At 42.6% G+C, this 13,454-nt stretch carries 7 protein-coding genes; all 7 read right to left on the bottom strand.

All coding sequences use genetic code 11. The features are described 5' to 3' along the window. Nucleotides 1-4: 4 nt before the first annotated feature. Complete coding sequence (locus EDD59_RS06170; protein WP_132379990.1) at nt 5-4,786, bottom strand: FtsK/SpoIIIE domain-containing protein; 4,782 nt, start codon at nt 4,784-4,786, stop codon at nt 5-7. Then, entirely contained in the window at nt 4,776-6,269 is a 1,494-nt protein-coding gene (locus EDD59_RS06165) for a hypothetical protein (RefSeq protein ID WP_132379988.1), read from the bottom strand. Before EDD59_RS06165 ends, EDD59_RS06170 begins: the two co-directional genes overlap by 11 nt. A 5-nt stretch (nt 6,270-6,274) precedes the next feature. Beyond that, entirely contained in the window at nt 6,275-9,865 is a 3,591-nt protein-coding gene (locus EDD59_RS06160; RefSeq protein ID WP_132379986.1) for a Druantia anti-phage system protein DruA, read from the bottom strand. 99 nt (nt 9,866-9,964) lie between these two features. Continuing rightward, a complete protein-coding gene (locus EDD59_RS06155; RefSeq protein WP_132379984.1) occupies nt 9,965-10,249 on the bottom strand; it encodes a helix-turn-helix domain-containing protein in 285 nt (94 codons plus the stop codon). Continuing rightward, on the bottom strand, nt 10,246-11,898 hold the full coding sequence (locus EDD59_RS06150; protein WP_132379982.1) for a DUF2326 domain-containing protein: 1,653 nt from the start codon (nt 11,896-11,898) through the stop codon (nt 10,246-10,248). The genes EDD59_RS06155 and EDD59_RS06150 overlap by 4 nt, the downstream gene beginning before the upstream one ends. Next, nucleotides 11,883-12,113 carry an ABC-three component system middle component 7 gene (locus tag EDD59_RS06145; protein ID WP_132379980.1) on the bottom strand — a complete coding sequence of 77 codons (231 nt, stop codon included), beginning with the start codon at nt 12,111-12,113 and terminating at the stop codon, nt 11,883-11,885. Before EDD59_RS06145 ends, EDD59_RS06150 begins: the two co-directional genes overlap by 16 nt. Then, a complete protein-coding gene (locus EDD59_RS06140; protein ID WP_132379978.1) occupies nt 12,097-13,230 on the bottom strand; it encodes an ABC-three component system protein in 1,134 nt (377 codons plus the stop codon). The genes EDD59_RS06145 and EDD59_RS06140 overlap by 17 nt, the downstream gene beginning before the upstream one ends. Nucleotides 13,231-13,454: the final 224 nt, after the last annotated feature.

Below are 13,454 nucleotides of genomic sequence, written 5' to 3'. Positions count from 1 at the left end.
GTAATCACCTCTTCAAATACTTCCCGTCTATTACGTTTTGAACTATTTCGTCCAACTCAGGGATTTCGATTAAATATCCCTGGGCTCTTTCTATAACATCACCATTTCTATATATCATGTCTCCATGCTTCTGTAGATACTGGGCATCAGGCTCCTCAATAATCATTCTAGAAGAAATGGCATCATTTACACGCAACGCAACTCGGCCATTCAATTGAGCTTTTGTCGTTGAAGGAACCAGTTTAGCTTCTGGCCTCTGCGTACATATAACGAGATGAATTCCTCTGCTCCTGCCAGCCTGCGCTATGCGCTGTACAGGCTTATAAAAAGCATTCTGCTCCTTCTTTGTTTCTAATTGGTCCGCCAAATCCGCGAACTCATCTATTACAACAACAATTGGAGCAAGTTTCTCAGTTGCAATTTTGTTGTATTCTATAATGTTAGCAACTCTTGCATCAGCTAATAGCTTCCCTCTGCGCTCAGACTCTTCATAAACCACCTCTTTTATTACGCGGGTGGCCTCCTCAGCATCTGAAATAATACTGCCAGAGTATAAATGGGGAAGCCCAGCAAAATGGATGAAATCCTCCAGCTTTGCTGAAGAAAGAATTAATTGCAAGTCTTCTTTTCGAGGATGAGTCATCAGCATCGCGGCAAGCATTGAGAAAAGGAATACTGATTTACCAGAGCCAGTACTTCCTCCCACAAGCATATGTGGCATCTCTCCAAGATCCTCAAAAAGATCCGTACCATTAGGAGTTCTTCCTAACGGGAAATACAACTGCTCAGGTGAAGTGACCTTTGGTAATGAGCCAATCACATCCCTAAACAGTACCTTTTCTCGTTTAAGCCTCGGCACATCCAATAAGAGCTCATCAGAATTTGGCACCTGTTGAATAATTACGCCTGTCCTCTTCATTTCTCTGCCAATGTCTTCGAGATGACTTTGCAGTCCCTGCAGGGCCTGTCCTCGCCCAAGCTTGAATTTCAACCTTATAACGCTTGGGCCAACAACAGTATCCTCTGCATTGCATTCCTTAAGCGTAACATGATAGTCACCACACGAGCGCCTAAAATCCTTAACCAACCGATCTATCTCGGAGCGGCTGACACCATTATTTTCCTTCTCAGCATTTTTTTTAGTCTCATATGGTGTAGGACCAGAATCTCTGAGAATGCTTGCACTGCTTGGATTCCCCTCAGCAACCATCGGTACTTTTTGACCATGATCAGAAAAATCCCTAGAATACAGTCCTACTGCATTATTGTCAGGCACCATTTCGTCCTTCGCTACCTCTATGTCAGTATCAATAAAGGCGTCATCACTAGATTCAGTTTCCTTATCAGATTCCTCAGAATTGTCAAAATCCGGAGTAATTGATTCCTTTATTTTGGTTTCCTCGCCAAGGATATCGTGTTGTATTTCCTTTGCCGTTAATTTCCAGTAATCTATTGAGCAATCGTCGTAATCAGGATTCTTACATGGTATATGTTCGCCTCCAGAGGCCTCGTTCAACTTTATATGAAGAAGAATTCCAGAAACTTCAATCTTAAGTCCTTCGCTTTCGCCACTACCGAAGGCCTTTTTCAAGATTAGATACCATCTCTTTTGCCAATCAGAATCATGCACATTTCTGAAGCACTCAGAAACAATTTGATACTTCAAAACCTCTCTCCGCGCAGAGGTAAACATATCCATTGAGTTTTTATCCGAGTAGAAAATTTCCCGCAACAGCTCAACCATAGACGCTATCTGCTCTGCGGCATGACCTGAGATGTTAAAGTGCTTGGAATCGGCCTCATCTCTAGTTATTGTCGCATCTGGAGATTCATCTCTAGTCTTGACCTCAATGGGCTCAACATAAAGCTTGTTTTCAACCGCATCATAATGAAGACCTACAAGGTCAGCTCTTTCATTTCCATATTTGCTATCTTGCAGCCAAAGGCGAGCCTTATCGTCATCTAATGATGCAACAAGGGCGTCATCATACTTTTTCATATACCAGGACGCTGCAAAAAGTGTTCCTATTAAACCCTTCTTCTTATTGTCTATTGCCTGCGTATCAGCGCCGAACCTCGGTATGCTAATCAACCCGTTCGAAGCAATATGTCCAAATTGACGCAATATATCAACAAGTGTGTCCTTCTTAGGATAGAGGTTATAGCCTCGAAGAAGATCCAAATACTGCGTAATTATTCTTGAATTGTCTGCCGCCCAAGCATTAACCATTCGCTTGTCGTACTGCATCTCACCAATAGGAATAGCGGACTGAGGCTGATAGTTATTTGTATCTCTATCCGCTACAACGAGCCATTGGGTCTGCGCATCCTTTATGGTAGAAACAACAGCAGTCATGTCTGCATTTCCATTATATGTTGTCCTCGGATTCATATTGTTACTTATAATGTCCGCTGACCTTAATAGCTTGTTATAGTCTCCTATAAGTCCAGATTCAGACTCAGATGAAGGGAAGATTGTTCCTTTATGCTGAATCTCATCAAAGTCATACTCATAGGTGATAACAAGCGGATTAATATACAGGTTGTGACTATTCGGGCCATACTCGATGGAATACGAGGATTGATCAAAGTAAAAAGCCACATGTACCGGCCTAAACTCTAATGCCACTTTAACTTCGGTAGAATCCTTGCAATTATGTATGCTAATTGCAATTCGATCATTTCTTATAAATTCACCTATTTCGTAGTCCTTGCCAGAATAATCAAGCTTTGAAAGCTCGGTGTTTCCATTTTGATTTCTCGTAAGGTAAACATCATAAACGACTCTTTTTACTTCATTTTTATCCATAAAATGCTTGACCTGACGGATTATTCCAATCAAGTCCGGCGCATCAACAGAGCAAATTCTGATTTCGTTTCTTGTATATGGAGCGAATCCAATCCATCTTGTAAGAATTTCCTCTATCGATTCTGTCCCATCATTTCCCAGGTAGCGGTTCGTCTTGTTTTCAAACGTTGGTAGCATTTCAATACTACCAGAGCAGGGCAGAATACGATCCTCAGAAGTATTTGTCACGAGATTATTAGCAACAATAAAACTTAAAACCTGTGGCAATTGAGTTAGGACCTTTGCTAGTGCTTCCTTATCCTCTTCCGCAAGTGTGGCTTTTTTATTGGGGAGTGTCCTGAAGACCTCATAATACCGCCACAAATAAATAGGATGAAGCGGCAATAAAATACCCTTCCATTCCTTTGGAGTTTTTACGTATAGTATGTCTAATAGCAATATCGCTCTTGCAATAAAACTTGTTCCGCCCGGACTTATCTGCCTCATGGTAGGTTCATTGTTGCAGAAAGCGTGATATAGCCGCTCCCAGGCCTGAATATATTCAATGAGATCATTCTTGCTCTTTTCAGATGCGCCAAACAAAAGAACTGGATGATACATAATCAGGTCAAGATGTGTAAGAAGGCTTTTTCTTGCAATCTTAAGATTGTCAATTATTGGAGTGAATCTCTCAAGAGTCTCCAGACCTTTGCTGTCAAATTGCTCATCAAACTGCTTAATAAAATCAAATAAAGGCTGATTTCCGTCTATGCCTCCTACAAACGAAATGACAGCATCTTTACTCTCAGGGTCGAATATATGTAGAGCGTTAATATCTGCGGAAATAGCATCCTTCAGGACACTTTCGTCTGTCTCCATGATGCCGCCCCATGAATTTAGGCCGCAGAACTTACCAACGAGTTTCCTTAAATCTGTCTGATGCGTATCAAGAGCGATACTACGATCTTCGAAAATACCCCCGATAGGAGGAATTGAATCATCATTTTCCTCAGTCTCAGTATCGTAATGCTTATCCAACTCCTCTAGAAGATTGCTTATATCCCTTTGTTCCTCATCATCGCCAAAAACGATGGCATCAGAAACCAACCTATCAAGTTCCTTAGGACGAATAGGAGTATTGGAATCTGGCTCGTCAGAATCCGGACCATCGGTTGGATTAGGTGTCTCCTTCTTCTTCACTTTCTCCTTCTTCTGTGAGGCGGAAAAGAGCTCTTGAACAGTAGTAAGGTCAAGATCCTTTAATGTATCCTGATTACCATACTTGTAAAAATTCTGTAAGCTACGATAAGCTGCTTGCAAGCGAGCCTTGTCCTTTGCCTTCGAGCGAACGAGCGAACGGCTAAGCTTTTTTCTTGAATCTTCACTTAGCTGCCCAATAGCAAAAATCATATCTCGATTTTGAGCAAGGCGATCCTCTGGCTTACTCTTCGTGCCAAGGATGTCATTATCCTCAAGCAAGTTTAATCGCCACATGTTTTTAGGTATTGCGTCCTCAGGCCTTTTACTTCTCGCGACTGCATTAACAAAATCTTCAACAGCTTCGAATGTGTAGTAGTCAGAGGTTTTTTCTAAAGCTGACCAAAAATTATTTGTAGGGGTGTTATTGTTGCTGTTTACCTGCTTCTCAAGTAAATAGCGAGAGATGTCTCTTGTACTTATATTTTCAAATTCTGACAGAGAATGAAGCTTGTCAGTATCTGTTTTTATAAAAACGACTATGCGCCCCGCACACTCCGGAATACTCCTCCATAGAACTGCCTTTTCTATAGAATCTGTAATATCGTAGTTCTTCTCTGCATGCTCCTTTACCCCATCGTATCCTATAGCTGCTCCATATAAGTGCTGACTATCTGATGCTAGGCCAGCAATTATTGATTCAGGAGAGATTCCATCTACCCCTTTAATAATGATGCCAACCTTTAATGCCGCCAGGTGCTGACCGAGAAGTTCTATAACAAGTTCTTGCTTATCTATCATTTTCAGTGCCTCCTAATCTGATCTGCAAAATGCCATCTGCCATGATTTCTGCAAAATCCATTGACTCAAGAACAGATGCAAAGGCAGAGAAATTATCTTCTAGAGCATCTTCGTCGATCTGAAGGATCATGCCACTCTGGTGAAGAGTCGTCATTTCAAATTGTCCGCCGCCTATAATAATGCCAAAGCGGTCCCATAGACGTTTTCTGATATCCTGACCACTTATTACTTCACTTGATTTAACGCAACTCCTCAGGAGCATCTCTAAGATATCCTGCGAAACAACAAAGCGCTTATTCGGATGGAATTTGTCAGGCGGGTAAAGAATCCCTGATAAGTTACCGAGTGCTCTCAAATAATTAACCGGATGTGAAGAGGCCTCCAGCGCAAGCATGTCATACATTGTCTCGCCAAACGCTGTATACATTTCCTCCCCATCAAGGGTACTCGCTCGTTCCTTTGCAAGCGTCCACAAGGCATCTAATTCCTCCTTGCTCGTTTTCGATACCTTTTTACCTTCCTCATATGCTGGAGTTTCGGAGTTTAAGAGATCGTCCTTTGTATATCCCTTGTCGTCTTCAAGCCATTTTGCATAGCCCCACGCATAAAATCTGTTGATGGATTTATACATTTGCGTATAAGACATCTCTGAGGCACGAGCAACGCTGCTAAAGCTTTGACTTTTACCGCTAAAATCAAGAAGGATTGGTCTAACGGACTCACCACAATAAAAGGCTTCTAGCAGGGCCATATATCTAATCAAGTTAAAGATGCAAAAAAAGTTAAAAAGCCTCAGTTGTGTCAAGGGATTCGGATGATGCCGCAGATTGTCCAACAGGCATGAACCGGCTTCAGCAATGCCGGTGGTAAACCTTTTCATTTGGTCATTCATGCTCTGAAACGCAGGGATATCCTCATATTGATTCTGGTCAGTGAATTCCTCCATGTCAGCCTCAAGAACAGGTTGAAATAACAGAGTAATTGCATCTGTTCCTTTATCAAGAAGTTCACTTATATACTCCGCAAGGTCAGGACAATAGGCTCTAACGATGCTTCCCATAAATTCTCCAGCATCCTCATACATCGCCTTACTAGTCAAAAAGTATTTTGAACCAGCAGAGTAAGAAATCATCCCATCCTTCAATCCTTTAACGACATAAACACCTCTATCTACAGAAAGCAGTCTTTGCATTTCATTTCGCATAGATTCGACTGAGTTTTCTGTAACGTTATCTTCAATTAATTCCTTATTCTCTAACTCCTGATAAATCGTATCAGCGTCATTCCCAGAAGGCACATTACCCTTCGCATCAGAAACAAGTGCCATTTTCTTTATATTTCGCGTGCGATTGTATTTACCGTAGATACAGCGTAGAGACCCTCCCGCAATATGGACCGGCTTAACTGCAGACCCATTGGGAGTAAATCCAACATATTTTTTATCAACATCTCCACGTGCTTCGCGTAGGTATATTCTTTCCATTACAGTTATGCCTCCCTTGTTTTTTCGCTTTCAATCGATGAATATTTATTATCTTCCCTGTCAAGGCTCACCATAATGGTTTTCTTGTTCTGAACATCCATCAGGCCAATATCAACTATATCTTCATCATCAATACTACTATATGACTGTAGTTGTTCGATAAACCGCCATACCTTCTTTACTAGATCAGATTCCGTAAACAAAACAGGGACACCTCTTTGAGCCTCATTAAGCAAAAGGTACATCTCAAAATCCACCTTTAGAAAGGTATTAGGAGAGGACTTCTTCTCCAATCGAATATAATTAGGAAGCATATCAATTCCTTCCTGCATACTCGACAGAAGTCTGGGATGGCCAATGCTTAATTCACTTTTCTTTACAGTTCCAACTGAGATAAGTACCTTTCTTGGTTCATTGTTGTATCGATGTCCCGTCCATATTTGTAACCGCGAATTAGAAGCGTTAGTCGCTCCAAAAAAGCTATTAAGTTTCCCTATTAACTCCTTGATTATCTTTCCATCATCTTGCTGAAGAAAAGTCCTGAATCTGGATATATCATCATCAAGAATAGAAAGCAGATCCTCCCCATACTGATTGAAAAAGAAGAACTGTCTTTTCCTAAGATTGAAAAGGTCTTCATTATCATAGGCAATGGCCTCTGCCGGAACCTCAAAGCCTTCAATCCATGAGTTTGAATCAATGTCGTTTAGTAGTATCCTCTCATCCCAAATAGGATGAGAAATATTGACAGGATCGATAGCTTTTCCAATCTCGTCAAACAACGCGCCTTTACCTGAATATATGAGGTTAACAAGGTCGTATTCACTGTTCCCTGCAGTCTGGTTCAGTTGCTTACAACTTCTATCACCGAAAATCAAATAAGAAATGAAGCTTTGAATTTCTCTAATAGTTGCATGATATCCTCTGAGCGACACTCGCTCTAATACTAAGCCAAGCCTTTGCTGGAAAAGATCATTTCTCAGCAGCGCTCGGTTTTTATGCACCACACAGTTTGATCTTAGTGGACAGGACCTGCACTCACTATAGTGGCTTTCATCAGTCATTTTAAGGATGGCCTGACTAAGTATTTCAGGCGTGAGCGCCTCTCGTTTACTAAGATCAAATACGACAAGCGAGCTAGTATCAATATCTTTTTTGTGAAAGACTATCGCATCCGCCATTTGTCCATATGCATTTTTAACAGATCCAAACGCAGGATGGCTTTTATAAACCGAATAAAGAACTGCGGCATTTATTGCTATGATAAACGCCTTGCCATCCTTATGAGCCTGCTCCCAATGAGAATATATTTCTTCGTCAGATAGAGTACTCGCATCAAGCTCGATTACCATCGGAACAGCCAGTTTTTCTAGCTGATCCTTCAGCATGCGGATAATGTGCGTTTTTCCATCTCCTGGATTCCCAGTGAGAACAACGTCTTTTCCAGACCTTGCCGCATTAAGGACAGCATCATCTAATTTTGTCTTTAGATGAATTCCCGTGAGGAGTTTTGGGGCGATATGATCCGCATAGGCGCTCATTCCTCTATAGAAATCACGGACAAACTGCAGCCCAACCTTATTCTCATCATTAGCTGGCATTTGTGGCACCTCCTCGAGTTTCTCGAATTTCCATCTTTCATCGTCATTAATCTGATATCCAACCATCAGGTTCTTCTTATCAAAATCGCGGATTCTCTGGTAAATCGGTTCAAAATTCAATCTGCTTTTCAACCATCGATTTGTCCAGTAATCTATTATTTTTTGTGTCCCTTCCTGATATTTTGATACATCAGTGTAATAATCAGGTTTATCTGCTTCACCCATTAAGTACTGCACTGTATTTTTGGCTAAACAAGCACCATAAACAATTCGAGACATGGCATGCTTTGAAAAATCCTTTGAGTCCTCATTTGTTGACTCTAGTAACTCACGGATGGCCATCGTCAAAAGACGCATCTTAGGACTTGCGCCTTCACCAAATACATGGTTAATACGAGTAAAGCCTTCGCTTGTTGCCTCAGTAAGGCTAAGGGTTGTGGCCTTACTAATATGCATTGTGCCATAGCCAATTGTCATACCAAGCTTTTTCCATACAACATCATAGTCGTCATTAAATATGCTTCCAGGTATTTTTAATCTGTTATATTGACTTGAGCCAACATAGTACAAGGATGTAGTTCCCACATACACCAAATCAGCAGGGCGAACGACATCCTCACCTTTAAGTCGGCTTGCAATCATACTAGCCTTATTTGAATAGCGTTCCTTATAATCGTGTATTACCTGCGGAGATAATGCCAGTAGCGCGACAAGCTTTCCTCCAAGGATTTCATTATATGGTGGTATAGCACCGCAAACATTCAGTTCCATTAAGCTTGACCCGATATGTTGAGTCTTTTGAGCAACCAAAGCTGTTCTTATAGAGGAATTTCCTACCTCGCTATTACAGAACTCTACCCAAATCGAATTAAAATCCTCAGACCTATAAACAGCTAAAAGCTCTTTTTTTGCCATCAAAAGCCGTCCTAACTGCTCCGCTCTTTTTCTTCTGTAAAGCGCATCCTCGGTTTCTTTTGAAATGCTCCCTAGATCGCTTTTATCTTCCTCATCTATACCGTCAATTACACCTTTTTTTAGTAACTCCTGCCTACGCTGCTCAGCACTTGTGGCAATATCGAGCAGTTGCTGTATATCCTCATCCGTCGGATTATCTACAGTTGCCTGTGTACAAAGTTCCTCATAATCAATCCCTGAAATGCCAACTTCTATGTAATTCAAAAGTCTGTCAAATTCAGCACGTGCCTGTTCGGAGTTCAGCTTTGTGATTCGATCAATAAAAGCCTTCTGATTCCAGCCAATGAAATCATCGCGGCATGTAATCTGAACTGCACAGTTTTCAAGAGAAGCAATACCCATAACTGCATGCATGGGATGAGCTGCGTCTCTAATAAGATATTGCATAGTTCTTCCAGGCGTGGTTTCTGCAGGGGTTGACCACGTAAGGCGAAAATATCTCCATATCTCAGATGTCTTTATGCCTGTATACTCATCTCTTTCATTTTCAACTACTAGCTGTAAATACGGTTTTACTGCCTCAGAAATATCAATAGCGCCATCTTTTGCTTTCCTTAGTCTATTGCTTAATTCTTGTCCATCAGCAATAAGTTCATCTATGCTATGCCCGCTTGAATTCTTGCGCTCCATCCGTTGAATAAAATCAGTGTATGAAACCAAGCGCTCGTGGCGGCTTTCGCTCATCCATTTCCTCAATAAGCTTTTTACCTCAGGAGATGAGCTGTCGTGGAAATTGGCCCCATTCAGGCTAGGTAAGCTCATATATAAAACGCCATCTCGGTAGCACGCTTTCCAGGATGCTCTCGTTAAATCGCGGAAAAGCATCCATATCGCTCTATATTTTTTTCTTTGCTCCAAATTATAGGTGCACTCATCCTGCACCCACCTTATTTCATCGTTGGCTATTTGCTCGATTTCAAAAAGCGAAGTCTGTTCAGTAATGCTTGATACAGCATTGTAAAACCGAATTCGAAAATCGCCCTCAAGCTTTGGTCTAAAGGGAATTTCCCTATTAAGCATCTGCAAGTATCCTCTTCTCTATGTAATATCAGCTTAAATTAGAAAGCTTATTTATAAGTCCTTTTGTGCCTGCGAATTTAAATCTCTATCATATCCTCATCAGGTTCTTTCAATCCTATGTTGTTTTGTTGCCGTTCGCCTGCGTTTCTCAGCTCTTACTTCTACAACTGTTTCACCTTCAGGCACAGTTTCTGCTATATCATTCAAATCTACATCCAACGAGTCACATATCCGCAGCAAAACATCTGTCGTGACATTTTCGTCCTTGCTGAGCTTAGCGAGGGAAGACGAACTGATACCCGCTCCTGTTCTGAGGTCTGTTTTTTTCATATCTCTGTCAATCAGCAACTTCCACAGTTTCTTATAGCTCATTTTTCTCTTCATGACTCATCCTCTGTCTCTGTATCCCATGACTGTCCATATAGCTTTCCGGTTCCATCAGATAACCTTATGACTGTATGGTCTTCAAGTATCCGCTGCGTTTCAGGAGTATGTGCCTCCTGCTTGTCAAATGAAATGAACACCTGTTTTTTATTCTGCATGTACAGCTTCATGATTCCCTCTACCAGTTCAAAACTCAAATCACCATAGAGCAAAGAATCATGTGCGATTGCTGGAAGGCCAGTAGTGTTCAAAATCGCAAGATCATATATGATCATTCCCTTGTAAGCCGCTGCCGTTCCGTCGTCTCCCTTAGTTTCAAACGTGAAACTATTGTATTCCTTAATCGTCAGCTTTGGCGGGTTATGGTGTTCTGAATACAACGTGCTGTTGTATTCGGCCATCTTTGCATTGATGGTCTGCTCGATATCAGTTAGGACCTGCCGGATGGCATTTTTCAGTTGATCATTCGCGAGTTTTTTTGCCTCCTTCAAATCTCGAAGTGTCAAATATGACTCGTTCTGTGCTTTCAACGCATCAATGGTTCCCTTTAACTCTGAATGCCTGTCAAGGAACTCCTTGGAAATGTTTCCCACAAATCCGAGTGCCTTTATCTGCTCACTGACATCTTTTCTCTGTCCTACCAAATCCGCGATCTCAAGAAGAACAGCCTGTTTTTCGCTTTCAAACTGGTCATCGAGAATCCTGGCGAGCTTTTGATGATAGTTCTCCACCTCGTAAAGCTTCCGGATATTCACGTCAGGAAAGAACTCCTGCAGGGATTTCAGATCAGCCTGTGTCGGATACAGGCCATACTCAAGGCTCATATCCAGCAGATTCAATCGACGTTGCTTTGCCTCGATCTGCGTCTCGATTTTAAGCTTTCGTCCACGAAGCTCGGCCTTCTTCTGCTGCTTTTCGATATCCTCTTCAGAATGCACCTCCACTTGCTCGGAAGTGAGATTATCAAGTTCCACCTGCAGAGAGCGGATCTTGGCGGAATTCGCTTCATATTGCTTGTCGCCGCCAACGAGATCGGAGACAAACTGATACTTCCGTGCAGCCTTGTATGCGGTGAGCTTATCGTCCTGTTCCCTCAGATTGGCGTTGGAAGCCTCAATGTCCTTATATCGATTGAACAACTTGACAAGCCGGTCCAATGATTTCTGCATGCTGTCCCCGCGCACACCATACAGTGGAGTCTCCTGGGCGCTCACATTGCTTTTCCCATGCATCCGGAAAAAACTGCTCAGTGTAGAACGGAAAGACAAGCCGGGATAGTCAAGGTCATATTTTCCTTTAAGCCACTCAACAAATTCGCTTTTCCCCTTCGTCTCTCCGGTCAAGGCATATCCGTCTGTACACACCTGAATAATATCCGGATCACCGGTATTTCTTGCAAAGCGGTATTCCTGCCCGTCAAATTCAAACGTGAAGAAAATCGTATGGTGCCCCACATGCTTTACGCCGTCGCCTTTGACATAGGTGCTTCCACCGAACACAAAGTCGATAGCCTGCATTGCAGAGGACTTTCCTATTGAATTCTTGCCGTTTCCCATTCCAAGGACAACATTTAATCCCTCGTGAAAAGTTATCGGCGGTCTCTCCTCACCATCTATTCTGAAGGCCGGGGATCTCATTTCTTTAAGCATATGGAAACCTCCCCGTCATCGCTCATGTCTATTGCCCGCAAAGCGTAGAGGCAGTCCATTGCGGATAGAAAATCCGTAGGATCCTTCAGGCTATGCTTCAGCGATAGATACAGCTCTCCCGCAGAAACTGACCCGTTTTTCAGTTCGTTCAGCACCCTCGGCAACAATGCCAGGGTGCTTTCTTCATATGAATAAAGCTTATTCGGTAATTGCATCGAACACCTCACAGCTTTGAACGAAGTAGGCAACCACGATCTGGCAGTAGATTTCATCCTGCAGCGAGACGCGATGTACCTTGTTCGTTATCTCGTTGAATATTTCAAGGCGAGTTTTCTTCGCCTTCTTCAAGCGGCGGTACAGCGCATGCATCTGATCTTGGATTTCCTCGTAGTCAATGACGCTGCGCTTATCAAGATTCATCATAATTTCTCTGATTCGTACAAAGTAAACGCCGACGTAATTGTTCACCGCATAGTAGATGGCTGTGTCCTTTGTCGGATCGAGCTTCTGCTTTATCTCCTTTGGATCAAGCGACGCATCTGCAAGATCCTTTTCATTCAGTTTGGCGATTCTCGTTATCACGCTGACGATTCCTTTTTCCAAGGGAAGGTCATCAAGCATGTGCACATTCTGTCTATGCGTTGCCAGTACCTTTTTTGTCTCCTGAAGTTCCTTGCATAGCTTCTTGTTGGAATCAAGCAGATAGGTTGCATGGCACTGCGGACACATCGCCAGAAGATTGTCGGGAACTGCCGGTGCAACTTTATCAATCAGACTTACCTCATATGCGTAGGAGATTCTGCCGTCCTTAGTCAGCACAAGTTCGCGCCCGCAGCCGGGGAACGCACAATGGTTTTCCTCTTCGGCAAGCAGGTAGTCGCCATATTTGCTTTTTAGCTGTGCGTCAAGCTGCTGCTGTTTCTGCTTTGTCAGTTCGTCCTGTGGGACAAGTCCAGCAGAGACCTGAACTATTTCCACCAGCCAAGCCGCAACTTTCTCGGCAACATTATCGGCGTTTATATCGGGATCATATCCTTCCAAATCTTCCGCAAGTAATCGCCGCTGCGTTTCACCATGGCTGTTGATGCTATCAACCACATTCTCTGGAGTAAGTCTATAGACGATTGTTTGTGCCAGCTTCTTAGGTAGCCCGCGCTTTGCGTAACTGCGCAAAGACTTATCTCTCCCCGCTTGGGAAGGATCTTTTGAAGTTCCCCATTCCTCCTCAGTAACCTCTGTCAACATAGCCATAAGATCACGAAAGAAATGAGGTACATCGTAGCCATCAGCCAGATGCTTCTTCAAAATCTGGAACAAGGTTTTGAATTCCAATGCCATCCCTCCTCACAACTTTCGTACCACGCCGTACCATGCCGTACCAAACTATCCCCAGGTCAAAAATCCGATTTCGTATATTAAAAGCGACTTCAGAGACGGAGTCGTGCCATGCATAAGACTACCAAATAAGTATAGCACGATGACGTTCAAAAGTCAAACTAAATGTTTGCGTTAAGGACACAAACAAGAAAGCGTGAGGAGTCAAAAGGCGAACCGAT

It is taken from the genome of Muricomes intestini (assembly GCF_004346165.1).
GTDB classification, from domain to species: Bacteria; Bacillota; Clostridia; order Lachnospirales; family Lachnospiraceae; genus Muricomes; species Muricomes intestini.
This window is presented reverse-complemented; position numbering and strand designations above follow the sequence as displayed.